Source organism: Aquabacterium lacunae, assembly GCF_004310865.1.
GTDB lineage: Bacteria > Pseudomonadota > Gammaproteobacteria > Burkholderiales > Burkholderiaceae_C > Aquabacterium > Aquabacterium lacunae.
The window spans coordinates 553,133-573,461 of record NZ_SIXI01000002.1 but is presented as its reverse complement, the minus strand read 5'-3'; the positions used below and the strand labels follow the sequence as shown (position 1 = coordinate 573,461).

At 65.8% G+C, this 20,329-nt stretch carries 21 protein-coding genes; 10 read left to right on the top strand and 11 right to left on the bottom strand.

The features are described 5' to 3' along the window. The first annotated feature begins 141 nt into the window (after nt 1-141). The gene (locus EYS42_RS06330) at nt 142-1,221 is read left to right on the top strand and encodes a helix-turn-helix transcriptional regulator (protein ID WP_130966998.1); all 1,080 of its coding nucleotides are present in this window, start codon (nt 142-144) and stop codon (nt 1,219-1,221) included. Nucleotides 1,222-1,286: 65 nt separating this feature from the next. Here the strand turns inward: EYS42_RS06330 and EYS42_RS06325 are convergent, their stop codons facing one another. Beyond that, a complete protein-coding gene (locus EYS42_RS06325) occupies nt 1,287-1,628 on the bottom strand; it encodes a hypothetical protein (RefSeq protein WP_130966997.1) in 342 nt (113 codons plus the stop codon). A gap of 291 nt (nt 1,629-1,919) precedes the next feature. Between EYS42_RS06325 and hisC the strand changes: the two genes are divergently transcribed. The 6 genes from hisC to EYS42_RS06295 all read left to right on the top strand — a co-directional run bounded on the left by hisC (nt 1,920) and on the right by EYS42_RS06295 (nt 6,801). Continuing rightward, nucleotides 1,920-3,032: a histidinol-phosphate transaminase gene (hisC, locus tag EYS42_RS06320; RefSeq protein ID WP_130966996.1), complete on the top strand. Its 1,113-nt coding sequence runs from the start codon at nt 1,920-1,922 to the stop codon at nt 3,030-3,032. Further along, nucleotides 3,029-3,655 carry an imidazoleglycerol-phosphate dehydratase HisB gene (gene hisB / locus EYS42_RS06315; RefSeq protein ID WP_130966995.1) on the top strand — a complete coding sequence of 209 codons (627 nt, stop codon included), beginning with the start codon at nt 3,029-3,031 and terminating at the stop codon, nt 3,653-3,655. The genes hisC and hisB overlap by 4 nt, the downstream gene beginning before the upstream one ends. A 20-nt stretch (nt 3,656-3,675) precedes the next feature. Next, complete coding sequence (gene hisH / locus EYS42_RS06310) at nt 3,676-4,362, top strand: imidazole glycerol phosphate synthase subunit HisH (protein WP_130966994.1); 687 nt, start codon at nt 3,676-3,678, stop codon at nt 4,360-4,362. A gap of 26 nt (nt 4,363-4,388) precedes the next feature. Beyond that, nucleotides 4,389-5,135 carry a 1-(5-phosphoribosyl)-5-[(5-phosphoribosylamino)methylideneamino]imidazole-4-carboxamide isomerase gene (gene hisA / locus EYS42_RS06305; protein WP_130966993.1) on the top strand — a complete coding sequence of 249 codons (747 nt, stop codon included), beginning with the start codon at nt 4,389-4,391 and terminating at the stop codon, nt 5,133-5,135. Between the two features lie 15 nt (nt 5,136-5,150). Next, complete coding sequence (hisF, locus tag EYS42_RS06300) at nt 5,151-5,930, top strand: imidazole glycerol phosphate synthase subunit HisF (RefSeq protein WP_130966992.1); 780 nt, start codon at nt 5,151-5,153, stop codon at nt 5,928-5,930. A 286-nt stretch (nt 5,931-6,216) separates the two neighbouring features. After that, nucleotides 6,217-6,801 carry a CBS domain-containing protein gene (locus EYS42_RS06295; protein ID WP_130966991.1) on the top strand — a complete coding sequence of 195 codons (585 nt, stop codon included), beginning with the start codon at nt 6,217-6,219 and terminating at the stop codon, nt 6,799-6,801. 21 nt (nt 6,802-6,822) lie between these two features. Here EYS42_RS06295 and EYS42_RS06290 read toward each other — a convergent pair whose 3' ends face one another. Genes EYS42_RS06290 through EYS42_RS06280 form a run of 3 tightly spaced genes read right to left on the bottom strand, consistent with a single transcriptional unit; the run spans nt 6,823 to nt 11,675 of the window. Continuing rightward, nucleotides 6,823-9,174, bottom strand: a complete 2,352-nt coding sequence (locus tag EYS42_RS06290; protein WP_165456643.1) for a CHASE2 domain-containing protein — start codon at nt 9,172-9,174, stop codon at nt 6,823-6,825. A gap of 10 nt (nt 9,175-9,184) precedes the next feature. Beyond that, nucleotides 9,185-10,903, bottom strand: a complete 1,719-nt coding sequence (locus EYS42_RS06285; protein ID WP_130966989.1) for a FecR domain-containing protein — start codon at nt 10,901-10,903, stop codon at nt 9,185-9,187. A gap of 10 nt (nt 10,904-10,913) precedes the next feature. Next, entirely contained in the window at nt 10,914-11,675 is a 762-nt protein-coding gene (locus EYS42_RS06280; RefSeq protein ID WP_130966988.1) for a Nif3-like dinuclear metal center hexameric protein, read from the bottom strand. A 16-nt stretch (nt 11,676-11,691) separates the two neighbouring features. Between EYS42_RS06280 and EYS42_RS06275 the strand changes: the two genes are divergently transcribed. Next, complete coding sequence (locus EYS42_RS06275) at nt 11,692-12,876, top strand: S1C family serine protease (RefSeq protein WP_130966987.1); 1,185 nt, start codon at nt 11,692-11,694, stop codon at nt 12,874-12,876. 55 nt (nt 12,877-12,931) lie between these two features. On the opposite strand, the gene tatC is transcribed toward EYS42_RS06275, so the two are convergent. The 5 genes from tatC to hisI all read right to left on the bottom strand — a co-directional run bounded on the left by tatC (nt 12,932) and on the right by hisI (nt 15,358). Further along, nucleotides 12,932-13,687: a twin-arginine translocase subunit TatC gene (gene tatC / locus EYS42_RS06270; protein WP_207301128.1), complete on the bottom strand. Its 756-nt coding sequence runs from the start codon at nt 13,685-13,687 to the stop codon at nt 12,932-12,934. A gap of 48 nt (nt 13,688-13,735) precedes the next feature. After that, the gene (gene tatB, locus EYS42_RS06265; protein ID WP_130966985.1) at nt 13,736-14,200 is read right to left on the bottom strand and encodes a Sec-independent protein translocase protein TatB; all 465 of its coding nucleotides are present in this window, start codon (nt 14,198-14,200) and stop codon (nt 13,736-13,738) included. Nucleotides 14,201-14,226: 26 nt separating this feature from the next. Beyond that, a complete protein-coding gene (tatA, locus tag EYS42_RS06260; RefSeq protein ID WP_130966984.1) occupies nt 14,227-14,433 on the bottom strand; it encodes a Sec-independent protein translocase subunit TatA in 207 nt (68 codons plus the stop codon). A 173-nt stretch (nt 14,434-14,606) separates the two neighbouring features. After that, a complete protein-coding gene (locus tag EYS42_RS06255; RefSeq protein ID WP_130966983.1) occupies nt 14,607-14,972 on the bottom strand; it encodes a phosphoribosyl-ATP diphosphatase in 366 nt (121 codons plus the stop codon). After that, a complete protein-coding gene (hisI, locus tag EYS42_RS06250; RefSeq protein ID WP_130966982.1) occupies nt 14,969-15,358 on the bottom strand; it encodes a phosphoribosyl-AMP cyclohydrolase in 390 nt (129 codons plus the stop codon). The genes EYS42_RS06255 and hisI overlap by 4 nt, the downstream gene beginning before the upstream one ends. 73 nt (nt 15,359-15,431) lie before the next feature. Here hisI and pdxA point away from each other — a divergent pair, with 73 nt between their 5' ends. Next, nucleotides 15,432-16,505: a 4-hydroxythreonine-4-phosphate dehydrogenase PdxA gene (gene pdxA / locus EYS42_RS06245; RefSeq protein WP_130966981.1), complete on the top strand. Its 1,074-nt coding sequence runs from the start codon at nt 15,432-15,434 to the stop codon at nt 16,503-16,505. Nucleotides 16,506-16,532: 27 nt separating this feature from the next. Here pdxA and EYS42_RS06240 read toward each other — a convergent pair whose 3' ends face one another. Both EYS42_RS06240 and mscL read right to left on the bottom strand, forming a co-directional pair. Beyond that, complete coding sequence (locus EYS42_RS06240) at nt 16,533-19,022, bottom strand: DUF1631 family protein (RefSeq protein ID WP_130966980.1); 2,490 nt, start codon at nt 19,020-19,022, stop codon at nt 16,533-16,535. Nucleotides 19,023-19,098: 76 nt separating this feature from the next. Next, on the bottom strand, nt 19,099-19,518 hold the full coding sequence (mscL, locus tag EYS42_RS06235; RefSeq protein WP_130966979.1) for a large conductance mechanosensitive channel protein MscL: 420 nt from the start codon (nt 19,516-19,518) through the stop codon (nt 19,099-19,101). Between the two features lie 196 nt (nt 19,519-19,714). Here mscL and petA point away from each other — a divergent pair, with 196 nt between their 5' ends. After that, nucleotides 19,715-20,314, top strand: a complete 600-nt coding sequence (gene petA, locus EYS42_RS06230) for a ubiquinol-cytochrome c reductase iron-sulfur subunit (RefSeq protein WP_130966978.1) — start codon at nt 19,715-19,717, stop codon at nt 20,312-20,314. Nucleotides 20,315-20,329 lie beyond the last annotated feature (15 nt).

Here is a 20,329-nt window from a genome sequence, read left to right as displayed (position 1 = left end):
TAAACAGTCGCTGAGCGACTCGCCCGCTCTGACAAGGCTTCCCTAGAATCAGAAAGCTCCGGCAGCCCACCCGCTCACGAGGTGGACACCGCGGTGCAGTGATTCATGACCTGACATTCGGTCATTCAAGGGGGGAATGTCTTGAGTCTCACGACGAGCTTTGTGCCGCCGGAGAGTGGCTTCGTGTTTGCGGTCATCCGACAGATCCGGCAACACTTGCTGTTGCATGGGCGCCCGTGGGCTTCAGTCGAACAAGAGGCCAACGGCTGGCTGCAGAGCCAGCACGCGCCAGCAGGCAGGGCCTACAACCTCAGCGCCTTGCTGTCTGCTTTTCAACGAACGACCTCAGGCCTGCCGGCCGTCTGGGCGCTCGCCCGAAGCTTGGGCCTTGCGCAGTGGGGGGCGGTGGGGTACGGTCTCATGACGGCACCTCATGCCCTGGCTGCCATTCAGCTCGACCAGCGCGTGCAATCACTCACGCCCTGTGGGCTGAGGTTCATGGCGCATGCGCCTTCCTCCACGCAGCCATCAGAAGAGTGGGCGGTCACTGCCTTGGGGCCGGATGAGGGGGAGGGGCTGGCGTTCTGGCTGTTTGTGTGTGGCTGTCGCCAGTCTTTGCTTGAGGCCGTGGGCGGCGTGGATCAACGCGTACGCCGTGTGCAGTTGCCTGCTGCGCATGATGCCCAGGTGGCTGACTTACTGCACGCGGCTGGCATGCGCGTGGCCTTCTCTGAAGGGGCCTACCAGGAGTGGCACCTCGAAAACGCGCTGGTGCGTGCCAACCCGAATGCGCACCCCGAAGTTCATCAGGCTGTTTGCCAGAGCGTGGCGGTGTTCAGCGTGCTGCCTGCTGACTTGGATCGCTCCGGTCGAGAGCCCCTTCGGCGAGCTGTTCGCGCGGCAATTCGCACAGACCTGGACCGCGGCCTCGTGCCCACGCTGCACTCGTTGGCACCAAGGCTCCAGCGGATGACCGGCGATGCACAAGTCGGGTTGCGGCAGTTGCAGCGGCGTCTCGCTGCCAGTGAACTCAGTTTCCGTGAAGAGGTGGCAGAGGTTCGCAGGGAGCGAGCGCTTGATCAGCTGCGCCATTCGAATCACACCTTGGCTCAGATCGCAGCCGAGGCCGGCTACGCAGAGCTCAGTTCCTTCCACCGCGCTGTGCGCCGATGGACGGGGCTCAGCCCCGTGACGTACCGAGCGCAAGGCCCTGCGGCATGACCCTTGGGTAGCGAAAAGGCCTCGCGCCCTTGGGTGCGAGGCCTTGTCTCGAGCTGTTGATCTGATCAGCGGGTGATCGAGACCACTCGGCAAAGAAGCTTGTCTTTCGTGTAGGCGATGGTGACGGTGGCGCCTTGAGCCTTGGCGTCTGCCAGAACGCGGTAGGCGTCACTGACATCATTGCCGCCCACATAGAAAGACTTGCGCGAGGTATTCAGTTCGCACGGGATCTTGGTGCCGCCGAGGAACAGACCTTCGGCACCCTCAGCACCGTTGCTTGGGAAATAGGTCAGGGTGGTGCCAGCCAAGGTGCCCGTCCAGGTGTACTCGGCTTGAAGCTGTGCGAACGAAGAGGCCGACAGGGTGGCGAGGGCGGCCACGGCCAGGGTGCGGATGGTTTTGTGCATGAATGGCTCCTTGAGTCTGTTGAATGGTGGCCAGCAGGCATGGCCTGTTGGTCAAACTTGCCCGCCGTCTGTTCGTTGTCGTCAAGCGCGTTCGTTGGTCAGCAGGCAGCGCTGATCTTGAATGGTCACTGTTGCTCTGTCAGTGTCTGTTCATGTCATCAGGGTGACCGGTTGCGACCCATGGATTTCACCTCGTGGCATTTGGCCTGTGGGGGCAACGGTGTGCCGCCCAGCAGTTCAGGCATGGCATGAGACAATCCGCGCCTGATTTTCGGAATCCGAGCTCTCTGAATGAGTTTTCCTTCAACTGTGCTGAACACCTTCCGCCCTGACGTGCTGGCCATGCACGCCTATGTGGTGCAAAGCGCTGCGGGCTACATCAAGCTCGACGCGATGGAGAACCCGTTCGAGCTGCCTGCACACCTGCAAGCCGCCCTGGGGGAGCGCCTGGGCCGTGTGGCCTTGAACCGTTACCCCGGCGCCCGGGTGTTCGACCTGCATCAGGCCCTGCGCACCCACGCCCGCATCCCGGCCGAGATGGGCCTTGTGCTCGGCAATGGCTCTGACGAACTGATCTCCCTGCTGTCTGTGGCCTGCGCGCGCCCAGGCGCGGTGGCCCTGGCGCCGCTGCCCGGTTTCGTCATGTACGAAGCCTTTGCCAGGCAGACCGGCATGAAGTTCGTGGGCGTGCCGCTCACGGCCGATTTCGAGCTGGACACTGCCGCCATGGTGGCTGCCGTGCGTGAGCACGGCCCGGCGCTGACCTACCTGGCCTACCCGAACAACCCCACGGCCAACTTGTGGGACGAAGTCGCCATGCAGGCCGTGGTCGATGCCGTGGCCGCCAATGGCACGGGCCTGGTCGTGATCGACGAGGCCTACCAGCCCTTTGCCAGTCGCTCTTGGTTTGACAAGCTGGCCTCCCAGCCGCATGTGCTGCTGATGCGCACGCTCTCCAAGTTTGGCCTGGCCGGTGTGCGCCTGGGCTACATGGTGGGCCGTGCCGACCTGATCGAGCAGGTCGAGAAGGTGCGCCCGCCCTACAACGTGAGCGTGCTCAACATCGAGGCGGCCCTGTTCGCCCTGGAGCACGCCGACGAATTCGCCCGCCAGGCCGAGACCATCAAGGCCGAACGCGAACGCCTGATGGCGGCGCTGGCTACCATGCCCGGCGCCAAGGCCTACCCCAGCCAGGCCAACATGGTGCTGGTGCGCGTGGCCGATGCCGCAGGCACCTTTGCCGCCCTCAAGGCGCGGGGCATCCTCATCAAGAATGTGTCCGCCTTGCACCCTTTGCTGGCAAACTGTGTCCGTCTGACCGTGGGTACCCCCGCAGAAAATGACGCGCAGATCGCGGCCTTGGCCGAATTGCTGCGCGAACCCTTGCCCCTCAACGCCGCATGAACGCACCCGATCCGGTCGCAGGCACCCCCTGCGAGGCCCGCGTGGCCGAAGTCACCCGCCATACCGCCGAAACCCAGATCACCGCCAAGGTCAACCTTGACGGCACCGGGCAGGCCAATCTGCACACCGGCATCGGTTTCTTCGACCACATGCTCGACCAGATCGCCCGCCACGGGCTGATCGACCTCGACATCCATGCCGTGGGCGACCTGCACATCGACGGCCACCACACGGTGGAAGACGTGGGCATCACCCTGGGCCAGGCGGTGGCCAAGGCCGTGGGCGACAAGAAGGGCATCCGCCGCTACGGCCATGCCTACGTGCCGCTCGATGAGGCCCTGTCGCGCGTGGTGATCGACTTTTCCGGCCGTTCGGGCCTGACCATGGACGTGCATTTCACCAGCGGTTGCATCGGCCAGTTCGACACCCAGCTCACGTTCGAGTTCTTCCAGGGCTTCGTCAACCATGCCGGTGTCACCCTGCACATCGACAATCTGCGCGGTGTGAATGCCCACCACCAGTGCGAGACCATCTTCAAGGCCTTTGCCCGTGCACTGCGTGCCGCTCTTGAGCGCGACCCCCGCATGGCCGGCGTGATCCCGTCCACCAAGGGCTCGCTCTGACCTTTCCTGCGCGCTGAACCATGAGCCAACAAGCTAGCGTTGCCGTCATCGACTACGGCATGGGCAACCTGCGCTCGGTCTCTCAGGCCGTGCAGCATGCCGCCGAGGGCCTGGGCCTGAACGTGGTGGTCACCAACGACCCCGAGGTGGTGCACCAGGCCGAACGCGTGGTGCTGCCCGGCCAGGGCGCCATGCGCGACTGCATGCGCGAACTGCGCGAAGCCCACGGTGGTGGCCTGCTGGGTGCCGTGCTGGATGCCGCCGCCCACAAGCCCTTGATGGGTGTGTGCGTGGGCATGCAGATGCTGCTGGACCATTCCGAAGAGCAGGACACGCCCGGCCTGGGCCTGTTCCCTGGCAAGGTGGTGAAGTTCCGCCTCGACGGCCTGACCCAGCCCGATGGCAGCCGCTACAAGGTGCCCCAGATGGGCTGGAACCGCGTGCACCAGCCTGAGCACCCGGGCGTTTTTGGCGGCAAGCCGCACCCCGTGTGGGCCGGCATTCCCCAGGACAGTTACTTTTACTTCGTCCACAGCTACCATGCGCTTGTGGACAATCCCCAACACAGCGCGGGCGAGACCGATTACGGCGTTCGCTTTACCTGCGCGGTGGCCCGGGATAATATTTTCGCGACCCAGTTTCACCCCGAGAAAAGCGCGGCCCATGGTTTGGCCCTGTACCGCAATTTCCTCCTCTGGCGTCCCTGATTTTTTGACCCCCTCTGGCTGTTGCCATGCTGCTGATTCCTGCCATTGACCTGAAAGACGGCAAGTGCGTTCGCCTCAAACAAGGCGACATGAACGATTCCACCACCTTCGGCGAAGACCCCGCCGCCATGGCGCGTCGCTGGCTGGAGGCCGGTGCACGCCGCCTTCACCTGGTGGACCTCAATGGCGCGTTCGCGGGCAAGCCGGTCAACGAGGCGGCGATCAAGTCCATCATCAAGGCCGTGGGCGACGAGATCCCCGTGCAGCTGGGCGGGGGCATCCGTGACCTCGACACCATCGAGCGCTACTTGGACGACGGACTGAGCTACGTCATCATCGGCACCGCGGCGGTGAAGAACCCGGGCTTCCTGAAGGACGCCTGCAGTGCCTTCGGCGGCCACATCATCGTGGGCCTCGATGCCAAGGACGGCAAGGTGGCCACCGACGGCTGGAGCAAGCTGTCGGGCCATGAAGTGATCGACCTGGCCAAGAAGTTCGAAGACTACGGCGTCGAAGGCGTGATCTACACCGACATCGGCCGAGACGGCATGCTGTCGGGTATCAACATCGAAGCCACCGTGAAGCTGGCCCAGGCCCTGAGCGTGCCCGTGATCGCCTCGGGCGGTCTGTCGAACCTGGCCGACATCGAAGCGCTGTGCGCGGTCGAAGACGAGGGCGTGGAGGGCGTGATCTGCGGTCGCGCCATCTACACCGGTGACCTCGACCTGGCCGCGGCGCAGAAGCGCGCTGACGAACTCAACGGCCCCGCCTGAGACCGAAAGCGCACAGTGCTGGCCAAACGCATCATTCCCTGCCTGGATGTCACAGGCGGGCGCGTCGTCAAGGGTGTCAACTTCGTGGAACTGCGCGACGCCGGTGACCCGGTCGAAATCGCGGCACGTTACAACGAGCAGGGCGCCGACGAACTCACTTTCCTCGACATCACGGCCACCTCCGACGGCCGCGACCTGATCCTGCACATCATCGAGGCGGTGGCTTCGCAGGTGTTCATTCCGCTGACCGTGGGGGGCGGCGTGCGCACCGTGGAAGACGTGCGTCGCCTGCTGAACGCCGGCGCCGACAAGGTCAGCTTCAACTCGGCCGCGATTGCCAACCCGCAGGTCATCCGCGATGCGTCCGACAAATACGGTTCGCAGTGCATCGTGGTGGCCATCGACGCCAAGCGCCGCCAGGGTGACGACCTGGCCGCCAAGGGCCCCGGCTGGGACGTCTACAGCCACGGCGGCCGCAAGAACGTGGGCCTCGATGCCGTGGCTTGGGCCCGGCAGATGGCTGAACACGGTGCCGGCGAGATCCTGCTGACCAGCATGGACCGTGATGGCACCAAATCGGGCTTCGACCTCGAGCTCACCCGCTCGGTCAGCGATGCCGTGGGCGTGCCCGTGATCGCTTCCGGTGGGGTGGGCAACCTCGACCACCTGGCCGACGGTGTGCAGCAAGGCGGTGCCGATGCGGTGCTGGCCGCCAGCATCTTCCACTACGGCGAATACACGGTGGCCCAGGCCAAGGCCCTGATGGCCCAGCGCGGCATTCCGGTTCGGCTCTGAGCCAGGCGCTGGCGGTCTGCCGGCGTTGGCAAAGCAGACGGCGTCATGGCTTTCAGGCCCTGGCGCCGTTTTTTCGTGTTTGCCGTGCAGGCCCTCAGCGCGCCAGAAGGCAAAGCGTGAAGACCGTCACATCACCGGGCGACAGGTCTTTCATTTTTGCCATTCAGCCCCAGAGCAACCGGCGTAATCTGAGGGCTCGGCGGCATGCACAGAAGGCACCGCGCCTGTCCGGTCAGAGGCGACCGGAGGCCACCAGTGCCTCAGCCGTCGGGAAAAGGAATCGAAGATGTCGTCCAGCCAACGCTTCCAGCCGGTGCCGCTGACGTCGCTGCACGTGGCGCCCAGCCTCCCGCAGCTCAAGCGCGTTGCCCAGCCTCAAGACCGTGCCCTGCCGTTGCTCACCGACCTGCGTTTTGCGCCGGTCGTGGTGGCCAGTCACCGCGACGGGCTCGATGAAACCCTGCACGTGATGATGCGCGCCGGTGTGCGCATGGCCTTCGTGTCGGGCGCCGATGGACACCTGGCCGGTCTGGTCACGGCCGATGTGATCATGGGCGAGCGCCCTGTGCAGCGTGCCATGACCGATCAGGTGCACCACGATGACCTGACGGTGGCCGACCTGATGACGCCGCTGAACCATTGGGAAGTGACCGATCTGGCCCATGTGCGCACGGCTCGGGTGGGCGACATCGTGGCCACCCTGCGCGAGCATGGCATGCGCTACCTCCTGGTGACCGAGCAGCACGAAGGCCAGACCACCTTGCGGGGCCTGTTTTCGGCCAAGCGCCTGGAAATGGCGCTGGGGCAGGCCATTGAAGACGACCTTCACGCCCACAGCTTCGCCGAGCTGGAAGCCGTGCTGGCCCATTGAACCTGCGGACGCCAGGCGGTCTCAGGAGGTGCGCGGCAGGTGCAGGGTGAAGGTCGAGCCTTCGCCCACCACCGAGTTCACGTCGATGTCGCCGCCGTGGCGGCGCACCACCGTGTCCACATAGACCAGCCCCAGGCCGATGCCGGTGGCCATGCGCAGCCGCGGGTCGTGGTCGAGCCGCTGGTAGCGCCTGAACAGGCGGGCCAGGTCTTCGGGGCGAATGCCGGGGCCCTGGTCTTCGATGGCCGTGTGGATGCCTTCGATGTTCTGCGTCAGCACCACCCGCACCGTGCCGCCGTCGGGGCTGAACTTGACGGCATTGCCGAGCAGGTTGATCAGCACCCGACGCCATTGGGCGGGGTCGACCCGCACCGCCTCACCATGCCAGCCCTTGCTGTCGACCTGCAGCCGGATCTGACGGGCCTGGGCGCGAGGCAGGACCTCGGCCAGGGCCTCATCCACAAGGTCCACCGGTGAGCAGTCCTGCGTGAGCAGCGGCTGGCTTTCCGATCGCATCACCAGCAGCAGCTCCTCACAGAGGTCGATGGTGTTGCGCGCCAGGGTGTCGACCGTTTCCATCAGCGTGTCCATCGGCATTTGCTGAAGGCCCAGCTGATGCATTTCCACCAGCGACACCAGCGAGGCCTGAGGTGAGCGGATGTCATGCGCAATGAAGCCCAGCAGGTCTTCGCGCTGGCGCTCGGCCAGGCGCAGGCGGGTCACGTCCATCATGCTGATCATCAGCGCCGGCCCACCGTGCAGCAGGCTCTGGCAGGGCGTCAGGCAGGCCCAGTGCACGCTTTGCTCGGGCCCCTGGATCTCGCCTGACACACTTGCTGTGGTGCTCAGACCTTGCTGAAAGAGCGCCTGCCAGCTGGTGGCTTCCATGGGCTTGTAGCCATGCAGCAGCACGGCCAGAGGGCGCCCATGCACACTGGACGGTGTGGGGCGGTTGAGCAGGGCCAGCGCCAGCGGGTTGCTGGTTTCAATGTGGCCTTGTGCATCGATCACGAACACGGCCACAGGCAGCGTGGCCAGCAGGTCTTCGAGCTGGCGGCGGTGTTGTTGCAATCGTTCGGTGGCCTGCACCGTGAGGTCGACGCTGCGGGCCATGGCATCACCCATGTGACCAGCGGCTGCGTGGCGGGCGCTGGAGGCGCTCAGGTGCGCAGGCAGCCCCCGTTCGATGTGCGCCACGGTGTCGCGCATGGCGCGCTGGCTCAGCGCCAGTCGGCGCCAGCTCCACACCGGGTAGCACAGCAGGGCCGTGAGCATGAACCCGCCCGGCGGCCACCACAGGCCGGCCCACCCCAGGGCCAGCATGGCCCCCAGCGCGGCCAGCACGGTGCTGCCCAGGGCCGTGAGCAAGCCGAGGTGTGGCGGCAAACGCCACACAGCCCACATCAGGGCCAGCGTGCCCAGGGCAGCCATGGCGGCGCCCACGCCCGATGACACCGGCGTGATCCAGTCGCCACGCTGCAGCATGCCCAGGGCCTGTCCGGCCAGCTCGATGCCGCTGAAGGTTTCGCCCCGGCTGGACAGCGGGGTGGTGAACTGTGTGCCCAGGCCCATGGCGGTGACGCCCACCAGCACGTGCTTGTGGCGGAACGTTTCTAGGGGGACCAGGCCTCGCAGCACGTCCGCGTACGACACCGAGGGGATCCAGCCATGGGGCCCGCCGTAGCGCAGTTGCAGTTGCTCGTCTCGCACCCAGTGGGGCTGCAGTCCGTCGCGCAGAGGAGATTTCTGGGTGTCCAGGCCCAGGGGCAGGCGCTCGCCGGCCCGGCTCAGCATGGCTTCGGCCAGGTGCGGGTAGCTGGCCAGCCCAGGACCAGCCCGCAGGTGCAGGTGGCGCACCACCCCATCGGCGTCGATGGGAACGTCGGCATGCCCCAGGGTGGCGCGTGCGCGGAACAGGGGCAGGGGCAGCAGCACACCGGTGGACGGCGCATCGGCCAGGGTGGGCGCCTGCGGGTCCGTGGCCAGCGGGCTGACGGGCAGCACCACCTTGCCCGATTGCGCCATGGCACGCGCCAGCACCTCGTCTTGCAGCGGGTCGGCCGAGGGCTCACTGAGCAGCAGATTCAGCAGCACCGAGCGAGGTTCTGCGGGCTGCAGCGTGTCCAGGAGGGTGGCGTGCACCGCCCGCGGCCAGGGCCATCGGCCCAGGGCCTGGATGCTCTCGTCGTCGATGCGCACCAGCACGATGTTGTCTGGTGATGGCCGCTGGAACAGGCTCAGTGCGGCATCGTGGATGCTTTGGTCCAGTCGCCACAGCCACTGACCTGCGGTGGCCAGTGCCGCCAGCAGTGCCAGCGCGCCCGTGGTCAGTGCCCACTGGCGCGACCAGCGGTGGCGATCGAACGGGTTCATGCGGTGGGGATCATGGACGGCCACGCACCACACTGCCGTCCATGGCTCGCAGGCATTGGCCCTCGCGGTCGGCGGTGCAGCCGGGCAGTGTGATCTTTTGTGGGCTGCTGAACGGACCGACATACCCGTCGGGGTCGGTCGACTGCACACGCACCCACCAGGTGCCACCCTCAGGGGGGCGCGGCAGTTCTGCTTCGGCCTTCGCGACGTGCACGCTGGTGAGTTGCTGCTGGAAGTCGCGGTCGCGGGCCATTTGCAACAGGTGCGTCTGGCCCGCTTCGGCTGGCCAACGGAAACTGAGGTGGGTTTCGCTGAGCGTTGGCGCGGGCACATCGGCGGGCGGGGGCAGCAGGTGCGCCGTCTGGGTGTCGCCCCAGGGGCCTTGGCGGCCTGCGCCGGTCAGGCTGGCCAGGCGCCAATGCCAGGTGCCTTGGGGCAGTGGCAATGGGTGCTGCGTGGTCGTCACGCGTTGATCCAGCTGCAGCGGGCCCTGGAAGTCGGCGCGGGTGCTGACTTGCAGGCGAAAGGCAGCTGCCTCATCGGGTTGGGCCCATCGCAGGGGCAGACTGAGGCCCCGGTGCTTGGCGCCAGGAGCCGGGGCCATGGGCTGCGGTGGTTCTGGGCGTGCGGCCAGGGTGAAGGTGCGGGTGGCGTCCGGGCCTTCCAGGCCTTGACCATCGATGCTGCGCACGCGCAAGTGCCAGAGCCCATCGGGCAGGCCGGCAATGCGCAGCTCGGGGGCGCTGGAGACCACTTCGGCCCGCACGTCCTGGAACTGCGCGTCTGCGGCCACCTGGGCCCGGTAGCGCGTCGCTGCGGACTGGGGTGGCAGGTTCAGGCGCACCAGGGGGCGTTCATGCAGGGTGGGCAGGGCGTCCAGTGCGGGGGGCTGGGGCAGAGGGGTGGGGGGCGACACGCGTGCCTGTGCATCCACACGGGCGCCCTGGCCAGCGGACAGTTCAGCCTGATCGGTCCTGCGCTCGCTGCGCAGGGCCACTCGGCCCGTCAGCACCTCGCTCTGGCTGGTCTGCTCGGTGGCATCGGCCGCCACACGGAAATCGGTGCCCCGCACCCCGACAGTGGCCTGCGGCGTGCGCACTTGAAAGCGAGGCTCGCCGCCGGTCAGGTGGGCCACAGCGGCCTCGATGCGGCCCTGGATGACCTGCAACAGGTTGCTGAAGAAGCCGGGTGCTTCGTAGTGACGACTTTGCTGCAAGTTCACTTTGGTGGATGACTGGATGCGCAGCAGCGAGCCGTCGGCCAGTTTCACGGTCACGAACCCGTCGGGCCCGGTCTGGATCTGGCCGCCGGGTGCCCAGCGCATGCCAACCTGGGCGACCTGTTCGGCACCTGCGGCGGGTTTGAGTCGGGCCTGGCCGCTCACCGTGATCACTTCGGCATCTCGCGGCACGTGGCGCAGCAGCGCCACCGGAATGCGCACTGCCTGGCCCACCGGGATGCGCCGCGGGTCGGCGATGCGGTTGAGCCGCTGCAGCTGCGGCCAATCGGCCGGCTGACTCAGCAGGCGTTCGCCCAGGCCGATCAGGGTGTCGCCGGGTTGCGCCACATGGGTGTAGACCTCGGCGGGGGGCAGGGCTGGCGCCGAGGCGCCGGGCTGCGGCAGGGCGCTGAGGCACAGCGCCAGTGCCAGCACCCACGGGAATCGGGCTGCAGCGGTGTGCGAATCAGCGTGGGGCGGCAGGTCGGGCAGCGGTGTACAGGGCATCATGGCCAGGGCCTCAGGCCGGGTTGTCGATGTCGATGAATTCGTGCGCCAGGCCCCACTGCTCGGCCACGGCTTGTGCCAGAGCAGGGGCTCCGTAGCGCTCACTGGCGTGGTGCCCGCAGGCCAGGAAGGCCACCCCGGTCTCGCGTGCCAGGTGGGCTTGTGGCTCCGAGATCTCTCCGGTCAGGAACACGTCGGCGCCCGCCGCCATGGCAGGTTCGAAATACGATTGTGCCCCGCCACTGCACCAGGCCACGCGCCGCAAGGGGCGACCATCCCCCTTGATGGCAATGGGCGCGCGGCCCATGGCGTGGCCGACCCGCTCGATCAGGGTGTCCAGCGTGAGCCCGGCCTCGGGCGTGCCGATGAAGCCCAGGTTCTGCTCACCAAAGCGCGCATCGGCTTGCAGGCCCAGCTTTTGGCCCCATTGTGCGTTGTTGCCCCATTGCGCGTGGGCGTCCAGCGGCAGGTGGTAGGCGATCAGGTTGATGTCGTGGCGCAGCAGGGCAGCGATGCGCTCCTTCATCCAGCCGGTCACACGGCCGTCCATGCCGCGCCAGAACAGCCCATGGTGCACCAGCAAGGCGTCGGCGCCAGCGGCAATGGCCGCGTCGATCAGGGCCTTGCTGGCGGTCACGCCCGAGACAATCTTGCGAATCTCGCGCTTGCCCTCAACTTGCAAACCGTTCGGCCCATAATCCTTGAACCGTGCGGCCTCCAGTTGTTCGTCCAGGTGGCGGACCAGCAGGTCGCGATCGATCATCGGGGTGCTCATTTACAGTATTCCTTGCATGCGCAGACTCTGGCTCATTTTCTCGCAAGCGGTCACCGTCTCGGTGGGCGTGGTGTTTGTCGTTTCAACCCTGAAGCCGCAATGGGTGCCACGCTGGTCGTCGGCGCCCGTGCCCCTGGCCGCCGACGTGCGCCCCGTGACCGTGCCGCTGGCTGCCTCGCGCGGGGCTGCAGCCTCACCTGTGGGGTACAGCGAGGCCGCCCGGCGCGCTGCGCCCTCGGTGGTCAGCATCATCACCAGCAAGTCGGTGTCTTCGCGCCAGCAGCGCAATGACCCCTGGTTCCGCTACTTCTTCGGTGACCAGGGCCAGGGCTCGCCATCGTCAGGCGTGGGCTCGGGCGTGATCGTCTCGCCCGAAGGTTATGTGCTGACCAACAACCATGTCATCGATCGCATGGACGACATCGAGGTCATGCTCACCGACGGGCGTAAGGCCAAGGCCCGGGTCATCGGCTCTGACCCCGAAAGCGACCTGGCCGTGCTCAAGGTCGACCTCGAACGCCTGCCGTCCATCGACTTCGGTGATTCTGGCTCGCTGGAGGTGGGCGATGCCGTGCTGGCCATTGGCAATCCCTTTGGCGTGGGCCAGACGGTCACCTCGGGCATCGTCAGTGCGCTGGGTCGCAACCAGCTGGGCATCAACACCTTCGAGAACTTCATCCAGACCGACGCGGCCATCAACCCGGGCAACTCGGGCGGCGCACTGGTCGATGCCGAAGGCCGCCTGATGGGCATCAACACGGCCATCTATTCGCGATCGGGCGGCAACATGGGCATTGGGTTTGCCATCCCGGTGTCCACGGCCCGCCAGGTCATGGAAAGCCTGATCAAGTCAGGGCAGGTGGTGCGGGGCTGGATCGGGGTCGAGCCCCGCGATCTCACGCCTGAAATGGCCGAAACCTTCAACATCCCGGTCAAGGAAGGCGTGCTGATCACCGGAGTACTGCACAACGGCCCGGCCGCCCAGGGCGGCATCAAGCCCGGCGATGTGGTGCTGAAGGTGGGGCAAGCGACCGTGATGAACACCGCGCAGCTGCTCAATGCCGTGGCGGCGCTGACCCCGGGTCAGGTTTCGGTGATTCTGGTGCAGCGAGGCAAGGAGCAGGTGGCCATTCAGGTCACACCAGCCCAGCGGCCCCGCGCCAGCGCGCATGGTCTGCCTCAGGGCGAAGACGAAGAGTGATGGAAGCGTGATGGAAGCGTGATGGTGTCGGGGGCCCTCTGGCGGGGCCCGCACCTCAGGCCTTGTCGGCAGACGCCGGCTTGGCTTCTTCCTTGGGCGCTGACAGCTGCGCAGCCCAGATGCCCACCTCATAGAGAATGCACATCGGGATGGCCAGCGCCAGTTGCGAGACCACATCAGGGGGCGTGACCACGGCCGCGATCACGAAGGCCACCACGATGAAGTAGCCGCGGAAATCTTTGAGCTTTTCGATGGTGACGATGCCCATGCGGGCCAGGATCACGACCACCACCGGCACCTCGAATGAGGCTCCGAAGGCCAGGAACATGTTCATCACGAAGCTCAGATAGGACTCGATGTCCGGGGCGGCCGTGATGCTCTTGGGTGCGAATTGCTGGATGAAGGTGAAGACCTTGCCGAACACGAAGAAGTAGCAGAAGGCCATGCCCATGTAGAACAGGGCCGTGCTGGACACCACCAGGGGCAGCACCAGCTTTTTCTCGTGAGAATAAAGCCCAGGCGCAATGAAGGCCCAGGCCTGCCACAGCACCACCGGCAGTGCGATCACGAAGGCCGCCAGCATGGTGATCTTGATGGGCACCATGAAGGGCGAGATCACGCTGGTGGCGATCATGGTGGCGCCTGTGGGCAGCGCGCTCATCAGGGGCGCGGCCAGCAGGTCGTACAGGCCTGCAGGCCCCGGGTAGATGGCCAGGGCGATGAAGCACACCCCCACGCCCAGCAGGGCGCGGATCAGGCGGTCTCGCAATTCGACCAGGTGGGCCACGAACGGCTGTTCGGTGCCCTGCATTTCGTCAGGACGTGGGTCTTGGCTCACGAGAGGGGTCTCCCCCGCGGCTCATCGGCCAGCGGGCGGGCGGAACCGCGCCACACGTGCAGCGCCAGACTGCACATGGCGCTTCACGCCGTTTTTCTGCTTGTACCAGAGCGGTGTGGCGCCGCGTTTGAGGCGGAAGCTCTTGCGCCGAGGCGCGTACAGGTGGCTGTACGACGGGGTGTAGGTGCTGGCTGACGTGTGCGATTCGGTGTCGGTGCCGTTGAGTGCCGCATCGGCATCGCTCAGACCGCTCTGGACCGACTGCTGAAGGTCGCTGGCGGCGTTCTGCACGCTGCTTTGCACCTTGCGCAACTCCTCCAGCTCGATCGAGCGGTTCACCTCCGACTGCACCTGCGACACATAGCGCTGGGCCTTGCCCACCAGGGCGCCCACCGTGCGTGCCACCCGGGGCAGCCGTTCAGGGCCGATCACGATCAGGGCCACGGCCCCGATGATGGCCAGCTTGTCGATGCCGAAATCGATCACGTGCGTTCAGTCCTTCACGCCCGGTGTCAGGACTTGGACTTGGCGTCGACGTCGATCACCTCGGTCTTGGCCTGAGCGGCCGGGTCCGACGGGGTGCCGTCCTTCATGCCGTCTTTGAAGCCCTTCACCGCGGAGCCCAGGTCGGCGCCCACGTTCTTCAGCTTCTTGGTGCCAAACACCATCACCACGATCACCAGCACGATCAGCCAGTGCCAAATGCTCAACGATCCCATTTCAGACTCCTTGGGGCCCTGAATCGGCCCTCTTGACAACATTGTCCAACCAGATACCCCAGCAGGGCATGGAGGTGCACCAAGCAAGTGCCATGCCCTTGTGCATTGTCCACAGAAAGATGACAGTGCATAAGGGGTTTCAAAACTTCACGACGGCAGAAGGGATTTGCCCCTCAACGACCGGCGTTGCCCGGGCGCGATGCGAATTCCACCAGGCCCGACAGGCCTTCGCGGCGCGCCAGTTCGCCCACCACGTCGTCTGGACCGATGCCCAGGTGCGACATGGCCACCAGGCTGTGGAACCACAGGTCGGCCATTTCACCCACCAGGGCCTTGCGGGTGGCCTCTGAGGGGGCGGTGGCGTGGTCCTTGCCGGCCATCACGGCTTCCACCGCCTCTTCGCCCACTTTCTTGAGCACCGTGTCGGTGCCTTTGTGAAACAGCCGGGCCACATAGCTCTGGTCGGGGTCACCGCCCTTGCGCGACTCGATGGTCTCTGCGACGCGGCGCAGCACATCCAGGTTGGCGTGTTCGGTCATTTGTAGATGCTTTCCGGGTCTTTGAGCACGGGGTCCACGCTCACCCACTGGCCGCCTTCGTGGCGCTGGAAGAAGCAGCTGTGGCGGCCGGTGTGACAGGCGATGCCGGGCTCGTGTCCCAGTTGCGTGATCTTCAGCAGCACCACGTCGTTGTCGCAATCGAGCCGGATGTCGTGCACCTTCTGGATGTGGCCAGACTCTTCGCCCTTGTGCCACAGGCGCTTGCGGGAGCGGCTGTAATACACCGCCTCGCCGAGTTCGGCCGTGCGCTGCAGGGCCTCACGGTTCATCCATGCAAACATCAGCACGTCACCCGTGCTCGCTTCCTGGGCAATGACAGGCACCAGGCCCTGGTCATCCCAGCGGACATCATCCAGCCAGTTCATGCTGCAAGTGTACCCGCCGGGGCGTCGGCCGAAGCACTGGTCCTCGGGCCTTGTGCGCGGAGACAATACCCACATGACTTCCGCGAATGACGTGCTGGCCCTGACCATGGGCGACCCCTGCGGCATCGGCCCCGAGATCGTGCTGGCCCAGTGGCTGAGCGCCCGCCCGCCCAGGGCCTGGGTGGTGGGCTGCCCCGATGTGCTGGCCCGCGCCCAGGCGGTGCTGGCCCGCGCCCACCCGCAGGCCGCGCAGCTGCGCCTGCAGGTTCACCGCGGCCCAGCGCCCACCCCCGAGCAGGTGCATGGGGTGCTGGATCAGCCCTTGACTGTGCCGGTGTGGTGCCCCGAAGGCATGCCTGCCGGCCTGGCCAAACTGCCCTGGGGTCGGGTGTCTGCGCACGCCGGGCAGGCCGCGGCCTTGTGCGTGCGACAGGGCGCGCTGGCCTGCATGTCGGGGCTGTTTGCAGCGTTGAGCACCGCCCCGCTGCACAAAGAGGCCCTGTCGGCGGCTGGCGAGCCCTTTCCTGGCCACACCGAACTGCTGCAAAGCCTGGCCACGCCGCCTGGGCAGCCCCTGGTGCCCGTGCGCATGATGCTGGCCAACCACGAGTTGCGCACCGTGCTGGTGTCCATCCATGTGTCCTTGAGGCAGGCGCTGGCAGCCGTCACCTTCGAGCAGGTGCTCGAAACCATCCGGATCACCCACGACAGCCTGCTGCGCATGGGCCTGGCGCGGCCCCGCATTGCAGTGGCCGGCCTGAACCCCCACGCAGGTGAGGGTGGTTTGTTCGGCGACGAGGAAATCCACACCATCGCGCCGGCCATCGAGGCTGCCAGAGCTCTGGGCATCGACGCCAGCGGCCCGTGGGCGCCTGACACCGTGTTCATGCGGGCGCGCCATGCGCCTCCCAATCACCCGGGTGAGTTCGACGTGGTGGTGGCCATGTACCACGACCAGGGCCTGATCCCGGTGAAGTACCTGGGGGTCGCCGAGGGCGTGAACGTGACGCTGGGCCTGCCCCTGGTGCGCACCAGCCCCGACCACGGCACGGCCTTCGACCTGGCCGGGCAGGGGCGGGCCGATCCGTCCAGCATGGGCGAAGCCATGGCCGTGGCCCTTCAGCTGGTGGGGTGTGCCACCCCTTGAATGCGGGGTCGGGGTGCCTGGCGCCGCTCAGGCCGCGATCTTGCGGTTCGCGTTCAGTGCCGCCAGTTGCTTGCGGGCGCGGTAGGTGGCGCGTTCCAGCAGTTGGGCCTGTTCGAAAGCCTTGAATCGGCCGCCCTCGCACATCTGCTGCAGCACACGGGCCGTCAGCGAAATGGTCTGCTTCGAGGGGTGGTGCCCCTGGTTGAACATGAAGAAGGTGCGTGAACTGCTCACCCAGGTCAGGCGCACCTTTTTCCATTGGCCCTTCAGCAGCATGCGGTACGCGCCGCCCGGCTGGATGATGTCCACCAGCGATGCGCCCCGGGTGGTGGGCGCCGGGCCATCCATCGGCAGCTCCAGGTCGATCTGGGCCAGCTCTGGGTCGTCGCCCACCGTCAGGTCGATGTCGATGCCTGCGGGCACTTCGATCGCCTGCTGCTCGCTCACAAACCCTGCGGCCATGGCGTCCTTGGCGGGCAGCGCATTGACCAGCGGCAGTGCTTCCGCCTCTGCCGAGGGTGGAGGCAGCGGGTCATTGGCCGCTTCTTCGCGGCTGGGCACCGGGATCTGATCGACCTTGCGCAAGCGGTCTTCCAGCAAGCGCATGGTCAGCTCATGCGCGGGCTGGGTTTTCAGGGCTTCTGCATGCAGGGGCAGCAGTTGCGCGAAGAACTCCTGGCGTGCCGTCGGGGCCCACTGGATCAGGTCCAGGCCTTCGTTCAGGTCCTTCATCAGTTGCGGCAACTGCTTCAGAAAGCTGGCGCGCAGTGCCGGATGCCCCTTGGGTTGCACGCTCAGCACCAGGCTCTTGCTGGCTTGCTTCATGCGTGCCGTGGCCTCGCTGTCATGGCCGTGGCGGGCCACCATCAGCACCTGAACCTGGGTCCAGATTTGGGCCAGAAAAGTCTTGACGAACTCGGGGATGTCGAGGTCTGCCAGCTCTTTCTGCACCTTCTGCATGTAACGCTGCTGTACGCGCAGGTCTGCCTCTTGGCCCGCCAGCAAAGCGGCCACCGCAGCACTTTCTTCGGCCTCGCGCACGGCTTGTTGCTCGACGAACTGCTCCAGTTCGGTGAGTTGCTTTTCGTACAGTGCGATCTGGTCGAAATCGCCGTCCACGATCTCGCTGACCAGGCTGGTCACCTTGTCGATGAACTCGCGTCCAGGGCCATCGTCCAGCACCTCGAACGACGTGGCCAGCGAGGCCATGCGATTGATGAGGTGGCGGACGGGGTGGCGGCGTGAATGGAAGAACGTGGTGTCCTTCAGTGCCACTCTCAGCACGGGCAGCTGAAGTCGACCCAGCTGACGCGCCATCTGCGGAGGCACAGAAGGGTCTGCCAGCACTTGGTCGAACAGCGCCGCCACGATGTCGATCACCATCTGGTCAAGTTTGGCGCCACCCGTTGCCTGGATCAGCTCCTCACGATGTGCACGAATCACGTTCACCATCACAGGGTTGCCTGCAGCAGATGCCGTGTCCCTCGACGTGTTGTCGTCTTGAGGGCTGAGGTCCAGTCTGGGCAGCAGGCTCGCTTCTGATCGAGTGTCCGCAGGCGGCATCCAGAGTGGGGTGTCCATCCGAGCCAGTTGATGAAGCTTTTTCATCAGGCCCAGCATGCTGCTGTCGGATGCTGGTGGGCACACGTGTGCCGTCAGGGCCTGCTCTGAGCAATCTTCTTGCCCCCAGTCCATGCCGAGCATTTGCCCGATCGCCTCCAGTGCGCGGGGGGTGGCCCGCGCACTGGCGCCCGCACCGTGTGGCCTTTCGGCCAAGCCATTGCTGAGGCCTCGTTCAGCGGGCGCCTTTTCGGCAGCCGTGCCGTGTCCTGTTGCCGATGACGTGCTGTTCAATGCGCTGGCGCGGCTGATCACCGGCGTGGCACGAACGCCGGCTTGCTGGCACTGGTTGGCTGCTTCGGCATAAACGGCTCTCAGCTGGTCGGTCAAGGGCGGCAGCACCGCATCCAGCAGCAACGCCTGGCTGCCAGGCTTGTCTTGCGGCAGCCAAAGGCCTTTGAGCAAGGCGTCGGCCACCACCGTCGGTCTCAAGGGGTTGGCCAACTCGTCTGCAGGCACCTGCCGCAATGTGGCAAACAGTCCTTGCAGCAGGTTCAGTGGCTCATGGCAGCTGGATTCCAGGTGGCGTGCCAGCCGCATCGAGGCCACACCTCGTTCCACCTCGCTGTCTTCGACCAGGCGCAGCGAACTCCAGTCGGTGTCGGCCAGTTCGCGGCTGGCGGCGTCACCCTGGCTCAGTTCCTTGGCCACGCCTTCGACCAAGGCTTTGCTGAAGGCCTGCGCGATCTGGGTGGCTCGACGCTGCAGATCGAACTGCGCGTCCATCAGCGGTTGGCGCTCCAGGGCGCTGCGTGCGGCCGTGACCTTCAGGCCCAGTTGCGCTGCAGCCTTGTCCAGGGCCACAGACACCGCGCCGGTCAGGCGACCGAGGGATGTCTGGACCAGGGAATCAAGCCGCGAATCAGTCACGTGGAAGGCCTCATGCAAGTGCCCCATGGGGCGCCATGGGCAGAGGCTTCAATGTGCCTCCACCTCAGCCTTCGCTATCGGCCGAGCAGCGGCCGATCTGGAGTCATTTTTTCAAACTGTCACGAATTTCACGCAGCAGCAAAACGTCTTCCGGGGTGGCGGCCGGTGCGGCGGGGGCTGCAGGCGCTTCTTTCTTCAGTCGATTGATCTGCTTGATCATCATGAAAATGATGAAGGCCAGAATGATGAAGTTCAGGAGCACGGTCAGGAAGTTGCCGTAGGCGAACACGGCGCCCAGCTTCTTGGCTTCGACCAGGGGCAGGGTGGCGTCCTGACCGGCCAGTGCCACGTAGTAGTTGCTGAAGTCGAGGCCGCCCACGGCCTTGCCCACCAGCGGCATGATCAGGTCATTGACCACCGAATCGACGATCTTGCCAAAGGCGCCACCGATGATCACGCCAACGGCCAGGTCCATCACGTTGCCCTTGACGGCAAACTCCTTGAATTCGGTCACAAAGCTCATGTCTTGCTCTCCTGAAGTGCGGGAAGTGCTTGAAAGTGAAAGGGAAATGCTGAGCGCCCAAGCGGCGTCGACCCTTCGACTTTGTCACAGCTTGGATCCGGGTTGAATTCCCACAAGTGGTACGGGAATGCCCCGTGAGCTCCGATACAATGCCGGGTTGACCCAATCTATCTAGACTCGTCCCCAAGGAACCCCCATGAGCAATCAGCCTGTGGATCAAAGCCGTCGGACGTGGGTGACCGCGGCCTGTGCTGCCGGCGGTGTCGGTGGCCTGGCCACCGCCGTGCCCTTCGTTTCGACTTTCCAGCCCTCTGAAAAGGCGCGTGCCGCCGGTGCTGCCGTGGAAGCTGACATCAGTGCGCTCCAGCCGGGCGAGATGATGACGGTCGAATGGCGCGGCAAGCCCGTGTGGATCATCAAGCGCACGCCCGAGCAACTGGCTGCGCTGCCCAAGATCGAAGGCGAATTGGCTGATCCCAAATCCGAGCGCAAGCAGGCCGAACTCACACCCGAGTACTGCCGCAACGGCAACCGCTCGATCAAGCCCGATGTCATGGTGGCGGTGGGCATCTGCACCCACTTGGGCTGCTCGCCGTCGTCGAAGTTCCAGGCGGGCGCCCAGCCCTCGTTGCCCGACAACTGGCCGGGCGGCTTCCTGTGTCCTTGTCATGGTTCCACCTTCGACATGGCCGGTCGCGTGTTCAAGAACAAGCCCGCACCGGACAACCTCGAGATTCCGCCCCACATGTACCTGTCTGACACCAAGCTGCTGATTGGTGAGGACAAGAAGGCCTGAGCCCCGCGCAGGAGA

Excerpts from the sequence above, each read along its gene's own strand:
- hisA (WP_130966993.1), top strand. The coding sequence starts at position 4,389 with ATGCTGCTGATTCCTGCCATTGACCTGAAAGACGGCAAGTGCGTTCGC.
- pdxA (WP_130966981.1), top strand. The coding sequence starts at position 15,432 with ATGACTTCCGCGAATGACGTGCTGGCCCTGACCATGGGCGACCCCTGC.
- EYS42_RS06240 (WP_130966980.1), bottom strand. The coding sequence starts at position 19,022 with ATGGGGCACTTGCATGAGGCCTTCCACGTGACTGATTCGCGGCTTGAT.
- hisB (WP_130966995.1), top strand. The coding sequence starts at position 3,029 with ATGAACGCACCCGATCCGGTCGCAGGCACCCCCTGCGAGGCCCGCGTG.
- mscL (WP_130966979.1), bottom strand. The coding sequence starts at position 19,518 with ATGAGCTTTGTGACCGAATTCAAGGAGTTTGCCGTCAAGGGCAACGTG.
- EYS42_RS06255 (WP_130966983.1), bottom strand. The coding sequence starts at position 14,972 with ATGACCGAACACGCCAACCTGGATGTGCTGCGCCGCGTCGCAGAGACC.
- hisC (WP_130966996.1), top strand. The coding sequence starts at position 1,920 with ATGAGTTTTCCTTCAACTGTGCTGAACACCTTCCGCCCTGACGTGCTG.
- hisH (WP_130966994.1), top strand. The coding sequence starts at position 3,676 with ATGAGCCAACAAGCTAGCGTTGCCGTCATCGACTACGGCATGGGCAAC.
- EYS42_RS06285 (WP_130966989.1), bottom strand. The coding sequence starts at position 10,903 with ATGATGCCCTGTACACCGCTGCCCGACCTGCCGCCCCACGCTGATTCG.
- EYS42_RS06325 (WP_130966997.1), bottom strand. The coding sequence starts at position 1,628 with ATGCACAAAACCATCCGCACCCTGGCCGTGGCCGCCCTCGCCACCCTG.
- tatA (WP_130966984.1), bottom strand. The coding sequence starts at position 14,433 with ATGGGATCGTTGAGCATTTGGCACTGGCTGATCGTGCTGGTGATCGTG.
- petA (WP_130966978.1), top strand. The coding sequence starts at position 19,715 with ATGAGCAATCAGCCTGTGGATCAAAGCCGTCGGACGTGGGTGACCGCG.
- hisI (WP_130966982.1), bottom strand. The coding sequence starts at position 15,358 with ATGAACTGGCTGGATGATGTCCGCTGGGATGACCAGGGCCTGGTGCCT.
- EYS42_RS06275 (WP_130966987.1), top strand. The coding sequence starts at position 11,692 with ATGCGCAGACTCTGGCTCATTTTCTCGCAAGCGGTCACCGTCTCGGTG.
- EYS42_RS06280 (WP_130966988.1), bottom strand. The coding sequence starts at position 11,675 with ATGAGCACCCCGATGATCGATCGCGACCTGCTGGTCCGCCACCTGGAC.
- EYS42_RS06290 (WP_165456643.1), bottom strand. The coding sequence starts at position 9,174 with ATGAACCCGTTCGATCGCCACCGCTGGTCGCGCCAGTGGGCACTGACC.
- tatC (WP_207301128.1), bottom strand. The coding sequence starts at position 13,687 with ATGCAGGGCACCGAACAGCCGTTCGTGGCCCACCTGGTCGAATTGCGA.
- EYS42_RS06295 (WP_130966991.1), top strand. The coding sequence starts at position 6,217 with ATGTCGTCCAGCCAACGCTTCCAGCCGGTGCCGCTGACGTCGCTGCAC.